This is a genomic window from Rhodococcoides fascians NBRC 12155 = LMG 3623 (genome assembly GCF_001894785.1).
GTDB classification, from domain to species: domain Bacteria; phylum Actinomycetota; class Actinomycetes; order Mycobacteriales; family Mycobacteriaceae; genus Rhodococcoides; species Rhodococcoides fascians.
In genome coordinates this window covers 181,786-200,848 of sequence record NZ_BCWW01000006.1, presented here as the reverse complement: position 1 = coordinate 200,848, position 19,063 = coordinate 181,786, and the positions used below count along the sequence as shown (strand labels likewise).

The following is a 19,063-nucleotide window of genomic DNA, read 5'->3' as shown; positions in this document are numbered from 1 at the left end:
TGTCACGGATGAAACTTCGTGAAACCACTCTTCTTGCGTAACGGCGCGCCAACCGGTGTGCAGGAGAATGGAGGGTGTACGTGAGTCCCGAGGATATGTTGGCCAACTCCGGCAACGCCGCGTGGATGCTGATGGCAGCATCGCTGGTACTGCTGATGACGCCGGGCTTGGCGTTCTTCTACGGCGGTATGTCGCAGTCGAAGTCCGTGTTGAACATGATGATGATGTCGTTCGGAGCTATGGCCGTCGTCTCGATCATCTACTTCCTGTGGGGATGGTCGATGTCCTACGGCACCCAGGACATCGGCGGTGTCTTCGCCAACCCGTTCGAGTTCTTCGGACTCAAGGATTCGATCACCGACGCGGACGGCAACTACATCGCCGGCGCATGGGGTTACGCCAACGTCATCGACGTAGCGTTCCAGGTCACGTTCGCCATCATCACGGTCGCCCTGATCAGCGGCTCGATCGCCGGTCGAGTCAAGTACGGCACCTGGCTCGCCTTCGCCGGAATCTGGGTCACCCTCGCGTACTTCCCGCTGGCACACATGGTCTGGGGCGGCGGACTGCTGTCGGGCTCCGAGAAGGGCTTGGCCGCAAAGATTTTCGGAACGATGGTCAACGACGACGGTGACACCGTCGCCAACGTCGCACCGATCGACTTCGCCGGTGGAACCGTCGTGCACATCAACGCCGGTATCGCAGGCCTGATCCTGGCGATCATCATCGGCAAGCGAGCCGGATTCGGCAAGGTCGCCTACCGTCCGCACAACCTCCCGTTCGTCATGCTCGGCGCAGCGCTGCTGTGGTTCGGCTGGTTCGGATTCAACGCCGGTTCGGCATTCGCCGCCGACGGCATCGCAGGCGTGGCCTGGGTCAACACCACCGCGGCCACCGCAGCGGCCATCGCAGGCTGGCTCATCACCGAGCGCATCCGCGACGGACACGCAACCAGCCTCGGTGCCGCATCGGGCATCGTCGCAGGTCTGGTCGCCATCACCCCGGCCGCCGGTGCGCTCACCCCGGTCGGAGCCATGATCCTCGGCGTCATCGCCGGCGTGCTGTCGGCTCTCGCCGTCGGACTGAAGTTCAAGTTCGGTTACGACGACTCGCTCGACGTCGTCGGCGTCCACCTGGTCGCAGGCCTGTGGGGCACCATCGGAATCGGCTTCCTCGGATCCGAGACCGGCCTGTTCTACGGTGGTGACTACAAGCAGCTCGTCGTGCAGATCGTCATCGCGTTGTTCGCATTGGTCTTCACCGCAATCGTGACCGCGGTCATCGCCTTCGCTCTGAAGCCGCTGGGCTGGCGCGTGACGGACGAGGAAGAGGCGAACGGCATCGACGAGGCCGAGCACGCCGAGACTGCATATGATTTCGCCTGACAAGGTAGAGATAGAGATGAACGCTGCACCGTACGACAACGGGCACTCGAGGTCTTGTGAAGGGAAGCAAAAATGAAGCTGATCACGGCAATCGTCAAACCGTTCACCCTGGAGGACGTCAAGACGGGGCTGGAACAGGCCGGCGTGCTCGGAATGACCGTCAGTGAGGTTCAGGGCTACGGCCGCCAGAAGGGCCACACCGAGGTCTACCGAGGTGCGGAGTACTCGGTCGATTTCGTTCCGAAGGTGCGTGTCGAGGTAGTCGTCGACGACGCCGCAGTGGAGAAGGTCGTCGAGGTCATCGTCGAAGCAGCCCGCACCGGCAAGATCGGTGACGGCAAAGTGTGGGTTTCCCCGGTGGATTCGGTCATCCGAGTCCGTACCGGAGAACGTGGCGCCGATGCGCTCTGACCCCACAGGGTCTCGGTCCGGGGGCCCCGGTTCTGGCGCACGCGCGCCAGAACCGGGGCCTTCGGTCTCTACGGGCTCCGCATCGAAGGGCACGAGCGATGCAGCTGCGGATCTCGCTCGGGCCAGAAAGCAACTGCTCGACGGCGGCACCCGCAACCGCCGCCTCGATGCGCCCTCGCTCAGGCAGGCGCTCGTCGATCTTCACGAGTTCTGGCTGACCACCAAGGGCGCAGAACTGGGCGTGAAGCCGGATTCCGGTTTCGCGATAGTCGCAGTAGGAGGTCTGGCGCGTCGCGAACTGCTGCCGTACTCCGACCTGGACTTGATTCTGTTGCACGACGATCTCGACCCCCGCATCGTGGCCGACGTCGCCGACAAGCTCTGGTATCCGTTGTGGGACGCCCACATCAAGCTCGATCACAGTGTGCGTACCGTGCCGCAGGCCCTGCAGGTTGCCGCGGCGGACATGACCGCAGCACTCGGCATGCTCGAAGCACGCCACATCGCCGGTGACGTGGAACTGAGCAACCTGTTGATCGGTGGCATACGTCGGCAGTGGCGCACCGGAATTCGCGGTCGCTTCGACGAGCTGATCGGCCAGACTCAGGGGCGCTGGGCACGAAGCGGCGAGATCGCACACCGTGCCGAACCCGACCTCAAGAGCGGCCGTGGCGGTCTGCGCGACGTGCAACTGCTCGACGCCCTGTCGATTGCTCAATTGACCGATGGCATGCCCGGGTTGGGACCCGAATCACCCGGCGGCGGTTTGGCATTCGCGCACGGGCGACTTCTCGACGTGCGTACCGAACTGCACCGGGTGGCCGGTCGTGCCCGAGATCAGCTGCGTGCGCAGGACGCCGACGAGATCGGTGCTGCGCTTCGCATCGGCGATCGGTTCGATCTCGCTCGTGTGCTCAGCGATTCGGCACGCACCATCAGCTACTCCGTCGATGTGGGTTTGCGTACCGCCGGCAATTCGCTTCCACGACGCGGTCTTTCGCGTCTACGTCGCGTACCCGTTCGCCGTCCGCTGGACGAGGGAGTCGTCGAGCACGCGGGTGAGGTGGTGCTGGCACGCGACGCACGACCGAACAAGGATCCGGGTCTGATCATGCGGGTTGCGGCAGCGTCGGCTCAGACCGGCATGCCGATGTCTGCCTCCACGCTCAACCGCCTGTCCGACAGCGCCCCCGAACTCCGTGAGCCGTGGCCCAAGGAAGCACTCAACGATCTGTTGGTGCTGCTGGGATCCGGCCGCAAGGCCATCGCGGCCATCGAGGCGCTCGATCGAACCGGATTGTGGGGCAGGCTGATTCCGGAATGGGGTGCGGTTCGAGATCTGCCGCCTCGAGATGCGGTGCACACCTGGACGGTGGATCGACACCTGGTCGAAACTGCCGCGTACGCAAGTGCATTGACCACACGTGTCGCTCGTCCCGATCTGCTGGTGCTCGGCGCGCTCGTCCACGACATCGGAAAGGGACGCGGCGGCGACCACAGCGTCGTCGGTGCCGATCTCGCCGTTCAGATCGGTAACCGGCTCGGCTTGTGGCCCTCCGACGTGGCCCTGCTGACGGCAATGGTCCGCTATCACCTCCTGCTGCCGGAGACTGCCACCCGGCGCGATCTGGACGACCCGGCAACCGTGCAGACCGTCGTGGATGCGCTCGGTGCGGACACCGTTCTGCTGGAGCTTCTGCATGCGCTCGCCGAGGCGGACTCTCTCGCGACCGGACCCGGCGTGTGGGGGGACTGGAAGGCGTCGCTGATCCGTGAACTCGTTCGTCGTTGTCGGCTGGTGATGGCGGGAGAGACTCTGCCGTCGCCGGATCCGCTCGACCCGGCGCACATCGAGTTGGCCTCGCGCGGGGGAGTGCACGTCGACATCACGCCCACCGACGGTCTGCACACCTTCGTCGTGACCGTGGTTGCACCCGACACTCCAGGACTGCTGTCCGACGCGGCCGGAGTGCTGGCACTGCATTCCTTGCGGGTGCTGTCGGCCTCGCTCGGCAGTCACGACGGTTCGGCGATCAACTCGTTCGATGTCGCACCGTTGTTCGGTGCCCCGCCGCAGGCGGGGTTGATCCGGCAGGAGATCATCCGTGCGCAGGCGGGCGAGCTCGACCTGGTCGCCGTACTCGACGCGAAGGAACGAGACGCCCGCGTCGAGACCTCGGACGAGGACGGCGAGGATTCGGCTGTGCCGGTCCTGTACGCCCAGGCTCCGCCTCGGGTGCTGTGGTTCGACGACAACGAACCGGGTCAGGTCGTGCTCGAACTGCGAGCCGAGGACCGCCTCGGCCTGCTGTGTCGATTGGCGAGCGCAATCGAGCAGCAGGGATTCGATATTCGCTGGGCGCGGGTATCGACGCTGGGTAGTTCTGTGGTCGATTCCTTCTGCATCGACTTGGCCGGCGCGGACAGTCGGGCTGTGCGCGAGGATCTCGAACGCGCGCTCCTCGCCGTCGTGCCATCGCCGGAACCGCCCAAACCCCCGGAAAAGCCCGAGGGCACTTGACCGTTGGTCGGAAGTTCGTCGGAAACCGACATGCCGTGGTGACATTTCACGAACTTCCGGCCGATGGGTTTACCCCCGAGACCGATTTGTTATGTTCGTCACCTGACGCAGCAGGCCCTTCGGGCCGAACTGCCGGCTCCGCTGCTCGAACGTCTCGTCGTTCCTGCAGGCTCCAATTCTGACATTTCGAGAGGCGCGCACTGTGGGATCACACCGACGGTCGAACATCTACGTACCGGCCGAGACGGCATCGGGTACGCCCGGTGGCAAGCATCGCGCCGCGGAGGAAGTTCAGGACACCGGCAGGCGTGCGGCCACCATCGTCGCCGCAACCGGCGCCATCGTCGTCGGCGCGACCACCATGGGCGCGGGCACCGCAGGCGCGGCACCCGTCCCGGAACCGCCCGCGGCCGGATTCCCCTTCGCCGTCCCGGAGGGTTTGCTGCCTGCCGGATTCGAGCTGCCCCAGTTCGTGCCACCGCAGTTCGTGCCACCACAGTTCGAGTTGCCGCAATTCGCGCCGCCTTTCGGTGCGCCGCCGCAGGCCGCACCGGACTTGGCTCCGGCCCCACAGACCGATCCTTCGGCAGTCCCGTCGGACGCCTCGACACAGGCACCGACTCCGGGACCGCTCGCCGCTCTCGGCCCCGAGGTGGACGCCGCGGCCCAGCAGTGGCTCGACGACGTCGGACTCGGTGGAACGGGTGCCGGGCCGGCGTCGCCGCTCGAGAGTTTGCGTTCGTTGAAGAAGGCGACGGTCCAGCCCGTCGCCGGAGTGTTGACGTCGAACTTCGGTTCGCGGTGGGGCACTCAGCACAGCGGGCTGGACATCGCCGCCCCGATCGGCACGCCCATCTACGCTGCAGCCGACGGCACGGTGTCCGATGCGGGACCGGCGTCCGGTTTCGGGCTCTGGGTCAAGGTTCTGCACGACGACGGCACCGAGACCATCTACGGACACGTCAACGACTTCTCGGTGCAGCCCGGTCAGCGGGTCACAGCCGGAGAACAGATCGCAACTGTGGGCAATCGCGGTCAGTCGACCGGCCCGCACCTGCATTTCGAGGTGCACGATCCCGCCGGCGTCAAAGTCGATCCCGCACAGTGGCTCTCCACCCGCGGCGTCGCTGTGACGTGGAGCGATTCGGCAAGCAAGGCCTGACCGGTCGCACCGCACCGAACGGACTCACTGCCCGACGCCCTGAGCGAGGATAAGGTGGGCTGGCGTTAGTCTGGTGACAACGCCGGACTCGGTCTGGTGACAGTGCCGGACTCGGCTCGTTTTCGGTGATCGGCTAGCTCAGGAGTGCAATCGGTGTTCGAATCCCTTTCCGACAGGTTGACCGGGACTCTCAAGGACCTGCGTGGCAAAGGTCGACTGTCCGGTGCGGATATCGACGCCACAGCCCGCGAGATCCGACTGGCCCTGCTCGAGGCGGACGTGGCGTTGCCCGTCGTGCGGGAGTTCATCAACCGCATCAAGGTCCGCGCCAAGGGTGCCGAAGTATCGGGCGCACTCAACCCGGCTCAGCAGGTCGTCAAGATCGTCAACGAGGAACTGGTCGGCATCCTCGGCGGCGAAACACGCAGACTGGTGTTCGCCAAGAACCCGCCCACCGTCATCATGCTGGCCGGCCTGCAGGGTTCCGGTAAGACGACCTTGGCGGGCAAGCTCGCCAAGTGGCTCAAGGGTCAGGGTCACACCCCGCTTCTCGTCGCCTGTGACCTGCAACGTCCCGGTGCCGTCAGTCAGCTCCAGATCGTCGGCGAGCGGGCAGGCGCAGCAGTGTTCGCCCCGCACCCGGGCACGTCCATCGGCGGTGGCGAGAACGCGCTCGGCGTGTCGGCCGCGGACCCGGTCGAGGTGGCCCGCGCCGGAGTGGCCGAGGCTCGCAGCAAGCAGTACGACGTGGTCATCGTCGACACCGCAGGCCGTCTCGGTATCGACACCGAGCTGATGAGCCAGGCTGCCGGGATTCGCGACGCGGTCGAGCCGGACGAAACCTTGTTCGTTCTCGACGCCATGGTCGGCCAGGACGCCGTCAGCACCGCCGAGGCGTTCCGCGACGGAGTCGGCTTCACCGGCGTCGTGCTGACCAAGCTCGACGGCGATGCCCGCGGCGGCGCAGCACTGAGCGTGCGCGAGGTGACCGGGCAGCCCATCATGTTCGCGTCGACCGGCGAGAAGCTCGAAGATTTCGACGTCTTCCACCCCGACCGCATGGCCAGTCGCATCCTCGGCATGGGCGACGTGCTCAGCCTCATCGAGCAGGCCGAGCAGCACTTCGACGCCGAGCAGGCCGAGGCCACCGCCAACAAGATCGGCTCCGGCCAGCTCACGCTCGACGACTTCCTCGAGCAGATGATGGCCGTTCGCAAGATGGGGCCCATCGGAAATCTGTTGGGAATGTTGCCCGGCGCGGGCCAGATGAAAGAACTGGCCAATGTCGACGAGAAGCAACTCGACCGGGTGCAGGCGATCATTCGCGGCATGACGCCGCAGGAGCGCACCGATCCGAAGATCATCAATGCCTCTCGACGGCTGCGGATCGCGAACGGCTCGGGCGTGAAGGTCTCCGACGTCAACCAATTGGTCGATCGGTTCTTCGAGGCACGCAAGATGATGTCGGCGATGGCCGGTCGGATGGGCATGCCGGGTGCGCGAAAGCAGGTGCGCAACAACAAGAAGGGCAAGAAAGGCAAGAAGGGTGCTCGCGGGCCCACACAGCCGAAGATCCGCGGCGGGTTCCCCGGAATGCCTGGTGGAATGCCTGCCGGAATGCCCGACCTGTCGTCGATGCCCAAGGGCCTCGATCAATTGCCGCCGGGACTCGAGGGAATCGATCTCTCGCAGCTGAAGCTGCCGAAGAAGTAAGCGGGCCTGCGGTGTCGGCATTGCGGGTGCGGGGACGCGGGCTGCCGGACGAGTCCCCGATCGACCTGTGGATCGACGGGGGCGTCCTGTCCACGGAGCCCATCGCCGATGCCGACTTCATCCACGACGGCGGGTGGATCCTGCCCGGGCTCGTCGACGCGCACTGTCATGTCGGCATCGAGTACGGCGGAGGACACACCGACCTGGCCGGGTCGATCGCGCAGGCCGAGACCGAACGAGGCGTCGGGGCTCTGCTGCTGCGTGACGCGGGATCTCCGGTCGACACGCGGGCGTTGGACGAACACGACGATCTCCCACGCATCATCAGAGCGGGGCGGCACATCGCCTCCCCGAAGCGATACATCCCTGGCCTGGCGATCGACATCGAGGACGAATCACAACTTCCCGACGCGGTCGCGCAACAGGCGCGATTCGGCGACGGGTGGGTCAAGCTCGTCGGTGACTGGATCGACCGCTCGGTGGGAGACCTCCGGCCTCTTTGGAACGACGCGATCCTCGTCGACGCCATTGCCGCGGCCCAAGCGGAAGGGGCACGCGTCACCGCGCACGTCTTCGGGGAAGACGCGCTCCCCGGACTGATCGCGGCAGGCATCGACTGCATCGAACACGGCACCGGCCTGACCGACGAGACCATCGAGATGATGGTCGAGCACGGGACAGCGTTGGTGCCGACGTTGATCAACATCGAGACCTTTCCCGGCATCGCGGACTCGGCCACCCGCTACCCGGTCTACGCCCGGCACATGCGCGCGTTGCATGCGCGAGTCGGCGATACCGTCGGCCGTGCCCACGACGCAGGTATCCCGATCTTCGCCGGAACCGACGCCGGCGGATCCATCGCGCACGGCCGCATCGCCGACGAGGTGGACGCTCTGGGACGCGTCGGATTGTCACCGACCGACGCGCTCGGTGCTGCTTGCTGGGACGCCCGGTCGTGGCTGGGGCGAGGCGGGCTCGAGCACGGTGCGCCCGCCGATCTCGTCGTGTACTCCGACGACCCGCGCGGGGGAGCGGACGTGTTGTCCAACCCCGAGCTGGTGATTCTGCGCGGCCGCGTGACCGATCGTCGTGGACGCGCCGCGAGTGGATCGGGATACGTCGATGGTTGATCCGCGGCAAGGCCCGGACCGATTCGATGCCGACCAGTTCGGCCGCACACCAGGAGGCGCGGGGGAATTCGACGTGAACCGGCCCAGCTGGGCGGGAATGGCACCGATGAATCACGTGCAACAGCAGGGCTCGGGACTGTCCGAGACCTACTGGCGTGCCGAAGCAGCGGCCGAGGAGCGCAGACCCGGCCAACGGTGGGGACTGCCGGCGGCCGCCCTCGTGGTCGGCCTCAATCTTGCCGGGTTCCTGCTCCTCGGCCTGGTCGTGTCCTCGGAGTCCTCGCCGCTGTTCGTCGTGGGGATCATGATCCCGAGCCTGCTCGCCGCAGGACTGGCGGTGGCGGTGACGATGTCGAGGGGCAACGGCCCCGTCGTCGACTTCGGGCTACCGAGATCCGTTCACGAACTCGTCGGTCATATCCGATCGGGTCTGGCCTGGGGCGGAGTCGCCCTCGTCGGTGGAGTGCTGCTCGCACTCGTGCTGCTCTCGCGTATCGATTTTCAGGATCAGGCACCGCTGGGCGGTATGGCAGACATCGCCGTGGGGTGGAAAGTCGTTTTCGCCGTGTGGATTTGGATCGGCGCACCGATCTGCGAAGAAACGATGTTCCGCGGCATGTTGTGGGGAGCTCTCGAAAAGCGCACTCGACCCATGCCGATGGCGTGGCTGGGCAACCGCTGGGTGGTCCTGGTGATCACGGCGGTGATGTTCGCGATCTGGCACCGAGAATGGTGGCGCTTCGTCGTCCTGCTGTGGGGAGGACTCGCCATCGGCATCGCGAGAATGAGAAGTGGCTCGATCGTCGCGTCGACCACGGCTCACTCCGTCAACAACACCTTTCCGGCTTTGGTGATTCTGCTGGCCTGACCGGGCGATTGAGGGTATCGGGTGGTCGTCTGGCAGAATGGACCGCTGTTCGCCCGTCTCCGGTTACGTACCGCGCGGCGGTCACGACAACTCCAACGCAAAACCGGGTTCGCATGCCGTGCGAACCGCTGAATTGCGCAGTGACCACTCCTCGAAAGGCTTCACCAGAACATGGCCGTCAAGATCAAGCTCATGCGTATCGGCAAGATCCGCACCCCGCATTACCGCGTCGTCATTTCCGACGCCCGCACCCGCCGTAACGGCCGTGCAATCGAGACCATCGGGACGTACGAGCCCAAGCAGGACCCCAGCGTCATCGAGATCAACTCCGAGCGTGCGCAGTACTGGCTGGGCGTCGGCGCGCAGCCGACCGAGCCCGTCGAGGCACTGCTGAAGATCACCGGCGACTGGCAGAAGTTCAAGGGCCTACCCGGCACCGAGGGCACCCTCCGCGTCGCCGAGCCCAAGCCGTCCAAGCTCGACCTCTTCAACGCTGCGCTGGCGCAGGCGGATTCCGAGCCCCAGGGCGAGGCCACCACCGCCAAGAAGAAGAAGGCACCGAAGTCGGACGATTCCGCTGCCGCGGACACCACCGACGCTGCAGCAACCGAGACGGCAGACGCGCCGGCCGCCGAGGCTGCTGAGAAGTGAGTGCCGTTGTCGCCGATGCCGTCGAACATCTCGTTCGCGGCATCGTCGCCAATCCCGATGACGTTCGCGTCGAGATGATCACCGGCCGTCGTGGACGCACCGTGGAAGTTCACGTGCACCCCGACGACCTGGGCAAGGTCATCGGACGCGGTGGTCGCACCGCTACGGCGCTGCGCACTCTCGTCTCCGGAATCGGTGGTCGCGGCATCCGAGTCGACGTCGTCGACACGGACCAATAGGTCACGTAACCCATCATGGAGCTGGTCATCGGTCGTGTCGCCAAGTCGCACGGCATCAAAGGTGAAGTGGTTGTCGAGGTTCGCACCGACGACCCCGACGACAGATTCGCCGTCGGCACTGTTCTGCGTGGCCGCAAGCCACGATCGAATGCACAGCCCGTGACACACACGGTGGACGCCGTCCGGGAACACTCCGGGCGGCTTCTGCTGCGTCTGAACGGCATCGACGACAAGACCGCAGCGGACGAACTGCGCGGGATTCTCTTCGTCGTCGAATCCACCGATCTCCCGCCGTCCGACGATCCGGACGAGTTCTACGATCACGAACTCGAAGGCCTCACCGTGGTACTCACCGACGGTTCGGTCGTCGGTACCGTCCGCGAGGTCCTGCACTCGGCAGCAGGCGAACTGCTGTCCATCACGCCGAGTGCTGACGAGGAATCCGGTCGTTCCGAGATACTCGTACCTTTCGTCTCGGCCATCGTGACCTCTGTGTCGTTGGCAGACAAGACAATCGAGATCGATCCGCCCGAGGGCTTGCTGGATCCGGAGTAGTTCGTGCGCCTCGACGTCGTCACCATCTTCCCGGAATACCTCACCCCACTGCGTACTGCTCTGCTCGGTAAGGCGATCGATCGCGGGCTGGTATCGGTGGACGTTCACGACCTGCGCTCCTGGACCCACGACGTGCACAAGGCCGTCGACGATTCCCCATACGGCGGCGGGCCGGGAATGGTCATGAAGCCGACCGTCTGGGGTGACGCACTCGACCACGTGCTGACCGAGGAGTCGCTCCTCGTCGTCCCCACTCCCGCAGGGGTGCCGTTCACACAACGTACGGCCGAAAGATGGTCCACCGAACAGCATCTCGTGTTCGCGTGCGGTCGCTACGAAGGCATCGATCAACGCGTGTTCGACGACGCCGCACGCCGCGTTCGGGTCGAGGAAGTCAGCATCGGAGACTACGTTCTCATCGGCGGCGAGGCGGCAGTACTGGTCATGGCCGAGGCCGTCGTCAGATTGATGCCGGGCGTACTCGGCAATCAGCAGTCGCACCAAGAGGATTCGTTCTCCGATGGGCTGCTGGAAGGTCCGAGTTACACCCGGCCGGCCCGATGGCGAGAACTCGACGTCCCCGAGATTCTGTTGTCCGGCGACCACGCGAAGATCGCCGCCTGGCGTCGAGAACAATCTCTGCGCAGAACAGCGGACCGACGCCCGGATCTACTGACGGACTGACGTTTTCAGCTGATTCTGCCGTCGGGGAACAACATCGACACGAAGCCGGTCAGGGTGTCCCGTGCGTGCAGTGCGCTGGCGTCGTCGCTCACGTCGACGACGGCCGTGTCCGGGTAACTTTCCATGTCGTCGGCGTAGAAGATGTCTTCACGGGACGACAGGGCCAGTACGTAGCGATTGTCCGCGCCGATGGTTCCCGTCGACAGATGGACCCACCGATCGGACACGCAGCACATCCAGCCCTGCTTGACTGCATGCACGGTCTCGCCAGGTAAGCCGTCGACGATCCCGAAGTGTTGCTTGTAGCCGTCGGCAGCTACGGGGGCCGAGCGTCGCAGCATTCCGATGATGATGTCGGTCGACGCGGTGGTCAGGCCGCCGCTGCCGTTCAGCAGCCCGGCGTAGTAGCCGACCAGGTCACTGGGAGTCGTTTCCGTGTTGTACCACTGGTCGTCGCCGGGAGCGTCGGTGTTCCTCAGGGCATATCGCGCCGCGACTGCGCGGACGATCTCGGACGAACCGTATCGATACCAGAGCGTGTATGCGGCATTGTCGTCGGAGAACTCGAGCATGCTGGTCATCGTGGCCAGCTCGTCGGCGGAGACGGGGCGGTTCTGCGACTGCGCCTCGAACATCACCTCGTCGGCAATGAAGAGCTTGGAGACCGACGCCGTTTCGATCGGCTCGTCGGCATCGCTGCTGTAGTAGGAACCGGTCTCTCGATCCAGCAACGCGAAGTTCACATCGGCACCTCGGGCTTGCGCCGATTCCACCGCCATCGGAATACGCGCTTCCAAGGCCACGCCGTCGACCTTCTGGATATCCGGGAACGGTGATGCCGATGTCTCGGCCGAATCCCTGCCACCGGGATCGCCGGCCTGATCATCGGGCGGTACGGAGCACGCGCTCAGGACCAACAGTGCGGCGCAGGTGGCGGTCAGTAACCGAGCCCCCCTGACCATCTACAGAACTCTCCCGCACATAGAACCGCTGACCGACCTGTCCCACACTAGCGGTAGGGTCCATCGCCGTGACCACTGCTCTGAAATCTGTGAACAAGCGCATAGCCGAAGAACTCGATGTTCGCGAAGAACAGGTTCGTGCCGCTGTAGAACTCCTCGACGGCGGGTCCACGGTCCCGTTCATCGCGCGCTACCGCAAGGAGGTCACCGGCACACTCGACGACGCGCAATTGCGCCAACTCGACGAGCGACTTCGATACCTCCGAGAACTCGACGAGCGGCGAGATGCCGTCATCGAATCGATTCGTTCGCAGGGCAAACTCGACGACGCGCTCGAACAGTCGCTGATGCTGGCCGAGACCAAGGCCCGCGTCGAGGACATCTACCTGCCGTTCAAGCCCAAGCGCCGGACGAAGGCACAGATTGCGCGGGAGGCCGGCCACGAACCCGTCGCAGACGCCCTGTTCACCGATCCGTCCACCGACCCGGCGCAGTTCGATCAGGAGCAGCTCGACGGGGCACGAGCAATTCTCGTCGAGCGTTTCGCCGAGGATGCCGACCTGGTGGGTGAGCTGCGTGAACTGATGTGGACCTCCGGCAAGCTGGTCGCCACCGTGCGCAAGGGAAAAGAGGAGGAAGGCGCGAAATTCTCGGACTACTTCGAGTTCTCCGAACCGTTCACGAGCCTGCCCTCGCATCGCATCCTCGCGACGCTACGCGGTGAGAAGGAAGAGATTCTGTCCCTCGGGTTCGAACCCGAGCGGGACGAGCCGACTCCCGGTGTGCCCAGTGTCTACGAGGGGCGTATCGCCACCAAGTTCGGAATCGCAGATCGCGGCCGCCCGGCCGACAAGTGGCTGCTCGATACCGTTCGCTGGGCATGGCGCACCAAGATGCTGGTCACCGTCTCACTCGATACGCGCATGAGACTGCGCCAGTCGGCCGAGAAGGACGCCGTGGACGTGTTCGCGAGCAACCTCAAAGACCTCCTGTTGGCTGCACCCGCCGGAAACCGCACCACGATGGGACTCGACCCCGGCTTTCGCACCGGAACCAAGGTGGCGATCGTCGACGCCACCGGCAAGGTCGTCGACTACGACACGATCTATCCCCACAAGCCGCAGGGCAAGTGGGACCAGGCCGTGGCCACACTCGCCGGGCTCGCGGCCAAGCACAAGGTGGAGCTCATCGCCATCGGAAACGGTACGGCCTCACGCGAAACCGATTCTTTAGCAGCAGAATTGATTGCAAAATTCCCGGCGGCGAATTTGACCAAGGTGGTGGTGTCCGAGGCGGGTGCCTCGGTCTACTCGGCGTCGGCGTACGCCTCGAGTGAGCTGCCCGAACTCGACGTCTCCATCCGCGGCGCGGTCTCGATCGCTCGCAGGCTGCAGGATCCGTTGGCCGAGCTGGTCAAGATCGACCCCAAGTCCATCGGTGTCGGCCAGTACCAGCACGACATCTCCGAAACGCTGCTCGCCCGTTCTCTCGGGGCTGTGGTCGAGGATGCGGTGAACGCGGTGGGTGTCGACGTCAACACAGCGTCGGTGCCCTTGCTGTCGAGGGTCTCCGGTATCGCCGGTTCGCTCGCCGAGAGCATCGTGGCGCACCGCGACCAGAACGGTCCGTTCTCCAGCCGTAGCACCCTCAAGGACGTACCGCGCTTGGGTCCCAAGGCTTTCGAGCAGTGCGCCGGGTTCCTGCGCATCTCCGGGGGAGAGGATCCACTCGACCGCTCCAGCGTGCACCCGGAGGCCTATCCCGTCGTGCGCCGCATCGTCGGCAAGGCGGGCGTGGGCGTGCGCGAGGTGGTGGGCAACACCGCACTCCTGCGCCGCCTCGACCCCGCGGAATTCGTCGACGAACGATTCGGGCTGCCCACTGTCACCGACATCATCTCCGAGCTGGAGAAGCCTGGACGCGATCCGCGTCCGGAGTTCAAGACCGCTACTTTCGCAGCCGGTATCGAGAAGGTCGCCGACCTGAAGCCGGGGATGACGCTCGAAGGTGTCGTGACCAACGTGGCGGCGTTCGGTGCTTTCGTCGACGTCGGCGTGCATCAGGACGGACTCGTTCACGTCTCTGCGATGTCGCACAACTTCGTCAAGGACCCGCGTGAGGTCGTCAAATCCGGCGATGTGGTGCGGGTCAAGGTGATGGAGGTCGACATCCCACGTCAGCGCATCGGCCTGAGTCTGCGGTTGGACGACGAGCCCGGTGCGAGCGGTGGCAAGGACGCACCTCGTGGGCAGCAGGGTGACCGCTCCCGCGGTACGTCCTCGAGCAAGGGCAACGGCCGTCAGAGCAATGGCGGCCAGGGCAACCGCCCGCAACGCGACCGACGCGGCGGCCAAGCAGCAACGCCTGCGGCAGGTTCCATGGCCGACGCGTTGCGCAAAGCGGGCTTCGGGAAGTAGCGCTCGGACTTTCCCGGTCGATGCCGACCCCGGCGGCGAAGAACGAGAATAGGCTGATTCGGCGATAGCCGTTGTTTCGGGCGTGCGGCGGGAGGGACGTGGAGCGCGTGAGGTGGTTGGAGCACGGTGTCGTCGAGCACGGCCGCCTTCCGTTGCTCTGCTTTCTGCTCGGCCTACTCGTGGGATTTCTGCTGATTCGCCTGAGCGTCAGAATGATTCGCGCGGATGTGAAGTGGTGGCCTGGCAACATCACCCCTGGCGGCCAGCACATTCACCATGTCGTGTTCGGAATCGTGCTGATGCTGTTGGCGGGGATCGGGCTCATCGCGGTGTACGTGGACGGGTCGCAGACCATCGGTGCCGTGCTGGCGGCGATCTTCGGCAGCGGTGCTGCCCTCGTGCTCGACGAATTTGCACTCATCTTCTATCTCCGCGACGTCTACTGGTCCGAGCAGGGCCGAACATCCGTCGATGCGGTATTCGCAGCCGTCGCCTTCACCGGGTTCCTGCTACTGGGACTTCACCCGTTGGAGCTGCTCAGCCCCGCCGATTTCCGGGCCGATCCCGATCCCTGGGTTCGCGGAACACTCGGTGTGCTGGCACTGCTCAACCTGAGTCTGTGCGTCGTCGTGCTGCTCAAGGGCAAGATCTGGACCGGGCTGATCGGGCTGTTCGTTCTGCCCATCCTCATTCTGGCCGCGGTCCGACTCAGCAGGCCGAGTGCACCCTGGGCGAGGTGGCGCTACACGAGCAGACCGAAGAAGATGGAGCGTGCGCTGCGGCGAGAGAAGAAGTGGCGCAGGCCGTTGATACGGGCCAAGATCTACCTGCAGGATGCGATCGCGGGCAAGCCCAGCATTGTTCACGCGGTCGAGGCCACCGAGGACGAGCTCGCGCGGACCGTCGTGCCTGCACCCCAGGCCGGAACCGTGGCCCAGTCCTCGGTCGGGGCGATTTCCTCGAACGCCTGACGGTCTGGCACAATAGGCGGGTTGCCTCTCGCGAGGCACACACCTCACTCGGAGTACGAACCAGTTGTGCCGCCCCGGTGGCGAGCCGCTCGGTTCCTCTGCTCAAGCGCAGAACGCAAGGATGGCACAACCGATGAACACCCTGGACTTTCTCGACAATCAGTCGCTGCGTAGCGACATCCCCGATTTCCGCCCCGGCGACACGCTGAACGTGCACGTCAAGGTTATCGAAGGCTCGAAAGAGCGTATTCAGATCTTCAAGGGCGTCGTGATTCGACGTCAGGGCGGTGGCGTCCGCGAGACGTTCACCGTTCGTAAGGTGTCGTTCGGCGTCGGCGTGGAGCGCACTTTCCCGGTGCACAGCCCCAACATCGCGCAGTTCGAGGTCCTCACTCGCGGCGACGTTCGTCGCGCGAAGCTGTACTACCTCCGCGATCTGCGTGGCAAGGCCGCCAAGATCAAAGAAAAGCGCTGACCCGGTCGTATCGACCGCTTCGAGCAGCAACCATGCCGCGTCACCGAACATCGGTGACGCGGCATGGTGCGTTGGAGCCACCGCCCTGACATTTCGGACGTACCGGTACGAGCGATGCTCGGTGAAAACGCCGCAGGCGCGGACCGACCGGCCCGCGGGCGACGGTTCCGGCTAACCTGTCCAGGTGACGCAGTCCCCACAGGATCCGACCCCACAGGGTTCGACGAACGAGCCCGACGACGAGTCTCCCCGGAACAAGCGTGCGGATCGCAAGCAGCGGTCCTTCTGGCGTGAACTTCCCATCCTCATTCTGGTAGCTCTCGTGCTGAGTTTTCTGCTTCAGACGTTCGTCGCCCGGGTCTATCTCATCCCATCCGAATCGATGGAACCGACACTGCACGGCTGCGCCGGCTGCACCGGGGACCGCATCGTCGTGGAGAAGATCGGCTATCGATTCGGCGATCCGAAGCCCGGCGATATCGTCGTGTTCCGCGGCCCCGATTCCTGGAACGACGAATTCGTCTCGCAGCGCTCCGACAATTCGGTCATCCGCGGGGCCCAGGAAGTGGGCTCTTTGATCGGAGTCGTCGCTCCGGACGAGAACGATCTGGTCAAACGCGTCATTGCCACCGGCGGTCAGACGGTCGAGTGCTGTGACGCTCAGGGACGGGTGCTCGTGGACGGAAAGCCGTTGGACGAGCCGTACATACAGATGGATTTCCCGTTCGTTCCGGACACGATGACGTGCGAGACCGAATTGAAGTCGGGCCGGTGCTTCGACCCTGTAACGGTGCCCGAGGGCAACATCTGGGTCATGGGCGACAATCGCAGCAATTCGCGAGACTCGCGGTATCACGTCACCGACGAGTTCACCGGCACCGTTCCGCTGGACAACGTGATAGGTAAGGCCGTGGCCACCGCGTTGCCGCCATCGCGAACCGGCCTCCTGGACTCGCCGGACATTCAGGGTCGATGACGGCCCGTCCTCGTCCCGCGCCTCGTGCGCGCGCATCTCTGAGCCGCTCGTCGTGGCCGCCTCGTCCCATCATCAGGAGGGCGGCGGGGCTGCGGACCATGGAATCGGCACTCGAACGCAACGGGCTCGGTCCGGTTGCGGGTGTCGACGAAGCAGGCAGGGGAGCCTGCGCGGGGCCGTTGACGGTCGCGGCGTGCATCCTGGGCTCTCGGTCGCACACTGCCCTCGCGGACCTCGACGATTCCAAGAAGCTGACCGAGCGTCGCCGGGAGGAGCTCTTTCCCCGGATCAAGAAATTGGCACTTGCGTGGAGTGTGGTGTTCGTCGACGCGGCCGAGGTCGACCGCATCGGGGTACACGTGGCGAACATCGAGGGAATGCGCCGCGCGGTGGCGGGCCTGAGCCTCACTCCCGGGTATGTCCTCACCGACGGCTTTCGGGTTCCCGGACTTCCGGTGCCGTCTCTACCCGTCATCGGAGGGGACGCCACAGCTGCCTGCATCGCTGCGGCCAGTGTCCTGGCCAAGGTGTCCAGAGACCGGTTGATGGTGCAGATGGACACCGACATTCCCGGTTACGGATTCGCCGTGCACAAGGGGTACAGCACACGTGCGCATTCGACCGCGATGACCACGCTCGGCCCGAGCCGAGAGCATCGAATGTCCTATGCCAACGTGGCTGCCGCGGCAGCCGGTCGCTCGCGTAGCGAGGTCGACGCACTGGGGCGAATGGACTGCACCGACGACGGTGCGCCATGATTGAATTTCACGCCCGACTGGAGGATGAAAGAGACCGATGAGTGCCGAAGATCTCGAAAAGTACGAAACCGAGATGGAGCTCTCGCTGTACCGCGAGTATCGGGACATCGTCGGACAGTTCAACTATGTCGTCGAAACCGAGCGTCGTTTCTATCTCGCGAACTCCGTCGAACTCATTCCGCACAATGCCGACGGTGAGATCTACTTCGAATTGCGGATGTCCGACTCGTGGGTATGGGACATGTACAGACCGGCTCGTTTCGTCAAGCACGTGCGGGTGATCACGTTCAAGGACGTCAACATCGAAGAGCTGGACAAACCGGATCTGCGTCTCCCCGAATAGTCCTACCCGGGTCGGATCGGCAGGTGTGCCCGGTGCCTGACGGGCGCACCTGGACGGTTCCGCTCGGCAGATTTCCCGTGTGGAGTGTTCCGAAGCGCACCGATCAGCGAAAAGCTGGACAACCGACCGAATAATTCCGCGTGTTCTGTTTCGAGCAGAGGCCCGTTGCCGGGTTACGTCGAGCGCGGGAGAATCGTCGAAATGTGAACGCCGAATTCTGTTGTCTCACATAGTATTTCGATTTAATGATGCAAATAGCTTCCGGTATTCACACGTTTTCGTACCGAATGTTTTCGACCCTACGCCGATGTGAACATCGTTGGGTCTTTGCCTCGGTCCGATAATCGGTGGTAGAACTTGAATTACCACATTCTCCCAGACGCGTAAGAGGTACGAGATGGCACGCAAGACGCTTGTCCAGATGATCGACGATGTCGACGGCTCGGTAATCAAAGAAGGCCAGGGGGAGTCGATCGAATTCGGTATCGGTGGAAACCAGTACCGCATCGACTTGAATCTCAAGCATGCGAACGAACTGCACGAGCAGCTGGCTTTCTGGATCGAGCACGCCGAGAAGATTTCCGGTCGCCGCCCCCGCAAGACCGGTGCCGCGCCTGCACCGGCTCGAGGAAAGGTCGATCTGCAGGACATCAGAGCGTGGGCTCGCGAAAACGGCCACGAGGTCAGCGCCCGAGGTCGAATCAGCCAGGAAGTTCAGGCCGCCTACGAGGCTGCGCACTGACCGCCTCCCAGCCTTGATATGCCCGCTGTCTTCGGTCAGCGGTAGTTCGGTCATCGAATTCGATTACCGATTCCGTGCTTCAGCTCCGTCCGTGCAGTAA

General features: G+C 64.5%; 19 protein-coding genes. 18 read left to right on the top strand and 1 reads right to left on the bottom strand.

What is annotated here, in order from left to right; translation table 11 throughout:
• Positions 1 to 80 precede the first annotated feature (80 nt).
• From RFA01S_RS14230 to trmD, 11 genes are all read left to right on the top strand, one after another.
• Complete coding sequence (locus RFA01S_RS14230) at positions 81 to 1,385, top strand: ammonium transporter (RefSeq protein ID WP_370878683.1); 1,305 nt, start codon at positions 81 to 83, stop codon at positions 1,383 to 1,385.
• A gap of 72 nt (positions 1,386 to 1,457) precedes the next feature.
• Positions 1,458 to 1,796, top strand: a complete 339-nt coding sequence (locus tag RFA01S_RS14225) for a P-II family nitrogen regulator (protein WP_019664269.1) — start codon at positions 1,458 to 1,460, stop codon at positions 1,794 to 1,796.
• Positions 1,786 to 4,317 (top strand): [protein-PII] uridylyltransferase, encoded by a 2,532-nt coding sequence (locus RFA01S_RS14220; protein WP_027496681.1) that lies wholly within the window; start codon positions 1,786 to 1,788, stop codon positions 4,315 to 4,317. Before RFA01S_RS14225 ends, RFA01S_RS14220 begins: the two co-directional genes overlap by 11 nt.
• 226 nt (positions 4,318 to 4,543) lie before the next feature.
• Positions 4,544 to 5,479: a M23 family metallopeptidase gene (locus tag RFA01S_RS14215; RefSeq protein WP_441344193.1), complete on the top strand. Its 936-nt coding sequence runs from the start codon at positions 4,544 to 4,546 to the stop codon at positions 5,477 to 5,479.
• Positions 5,480 to 5,632: 153 nt separating this feature from the next.
• Positions 5,633 to 7,192, top strand: a complete 1,560-nt coding sequence (gene ffh / locus RFA01S_RS14210; RefSeq protein ID WP_032366589.1) for a signal recognition particle protein — start codon at positions 5,633 to 5,635, stop codon at positions 7,190 to 7,192.
• An 11-nt stretch (positions 7,193 to 7,203) separates the two neighbouring features.
• Positions 7,204 to 8,322 (top strand): amidohydrolase family protein, encoded by a 1,119-nt coding sequence (locus tag RFA01S_RS14205; protein WP_032407050.1) that lies wholly within the window; start codon positions 7,204 to 7,206, stop codon positions 8,320 to 8,322.
• Positions 8,315 to 9,190 (top strand): CPBP family intramembrane glutamic endopeptidase, encoded by an 876-nt coding sequence (locus RFA01S_RS14200; RefSeq protein ID WP_081371336.1) that lies wholly within the window; start codon positions 8,315 to 8,317, stop codon positions 9,188 to 9,190. Before RFA01S_RS14205 ends, RFA01S_RS14200 begins: the two co-directional genes overlap by 8 nt.
• Before the next feature lie 171 nt (positions 9,191 to 9,361).
• Entirely contained in the window at positions 9,362 to 9,841 is a 480-nt protein-coding gene (gene rpsP, locus RFA01S_RS14195; RefSeq protein WP_027496686.1) for a 30S ribosomal protein S16, read from the top strand.
• Entirely contained in the window at positions 9,838 to 10,080 is a 243-nt protein-coding gene (locus RFA01S_RS14190) for an RNA-binding protein (RefSeq protein WP_027496687.1), read from the top strand. The genes rpsP and RFA01S_RS14190 overlap by 4 nt, the downstream gene beginning before the upstream one ends.
• A gap of 15 nt (positions 10,081 to 10,095) precedes the next feature.
• Positions 10,096 to 10,635 carry a ribosome maturation factor RimM gene (gene rimM, locus RFA01S_RS14185; protein WP_027496688.1) on the top strand — a complete coding sequence of 180 codons (540 nt, stop codon included), beginning with the start codon at positions 10,096 to 10,098 and terminating at the stop codon, positions 10,633 to 10,635.
• 3 nt (positions 10,636 to 10,638) lie between these two features.
• The gene (gene trmD / locus RFA01S_RS14180; RefSeq protein WP_032366400.1) at positions 10,639 to 11,319 is read left to right on the top strand and encodes a tRNA (guanosine(37)-N1)-methyltransferase TrmD; all 681 of its coding nucleotides are present in this window, start codon (positions 10,639 to 10,641) and stop codon (positions 11,317 to 11,319) included.
• Between the two features lie 5 nt (positions 11,320 to 11,324).
• Here trmD and RFA01S_RS14175 read toward each other — a convergent pair whose 3' ends face one another.
• On the bottom strand, positions 11,325 to 12,281 hold the full coding sequence (locus tag RFA01S_RS14175) for a serine hydrolase family protein (protein WP_052057248.1): 957 nt from the start codon (positions 12,279 to 12,281) through the stop codon (positions 11,325 to 11,327).
• A 68-nt stretch (positions 12,282 to 12,349) separates the two neighbouring features.
• On the opposite strand from RFA01S_RS14175, the gene RFA01S_RS14170 reads away from it, so the two are divergent.
• The 7 genes from RFA01S_RS14170 (at position 12,350) to RFA01S_RS14140 (ending at position 18,963) form a co-directional block, all read left to right on the top strand.
• Complete coding sequence (locus tag RFA01S_RS14170; protein ID WP_032387225.1) at positions 12,350 to 14,698, top strand: Tex family protein; 2,349 nt, start codon at positions 12,350 to 12,352, stop codon at positions 14,696 to 14,698.
• A 107-nt stretch (positions 14,699 to 14,805) separates the two neighbouring features.
• On the top strand, positions 14,806 to 15,669 hold the full coding sequence (locus RFA01S_RS14165; protein WP_370878684.1) for a hypothetical protein: 864 nt from the start codon (positions 14,806 to 14,808) through the stop codon (positions 15,667 to 15,669).
• A 133-nt stretch (positions 15,670 to 15,802) separates the two neighbouring features.
• A complete protein-coding gene (rplS, locus tag RFA01S_RS14160; protein ID WP_027496692.1) occupies positions 15,803 to 16,144 on the top strand; it encodes a 50S ribosomal protein L19 in 342 nt (113 codons plus the stop codon).
• A 184-nt stretch (positions 16,145 to 16,328) separates the two neighbouring features.
• Entirely contained in the window at positions 16,329 to 17,120 is a 792-nt protein-coding gene (gene lepB, locus RFA01S_RS14155; RefSeq protein ID WP_027496693.1) for a signal peptidase I, read from the top strand.
• Complete coding sequence (locus RFA01S_RS14150; protein ID WP_072692096.1) at positions 17,117 to 17,878, top strand: ribonuclease HII; 762 nt, start codon at positions 17,117 to 17,119, stop codon at positions 17,876 to 17,878. The genes lepB and RFA01S_RS14150 overlap by 4 nt, the downstream gene beginning before the upstream one ends.
• 37 nt (positions 17,879 to 17,915) lie before the next feature.
• Positions 17,916 to 18,221: a DUF2469 domain-containing protein gene (locus RFA01S_RS14145; RefSeq protein ID WP_008717288.1), complete on the top strand. Its 306-nt coding sequence runs from the start codon at positions 17,916 to 17,918 to the stop codon at positions 18,219 to 18,221.
• A 397-nt stretch (positions 18,222 to 18,618) separates the two neighbouring features.
• On the top strand, positions 18,619 to 18,963 hold the full coding sequence (locus tag RFA01S_RS14140) for a histone-like nucleoid-structuring protein Lsr2 (protein WP_027496695.1): 345 nt from the start codon (positions 18,619 to 18,621) through the stop codon (positions 18,961 to 18,963).
• Positions 18,964 to 19,063: the final 100 nt, after the last annotated feature.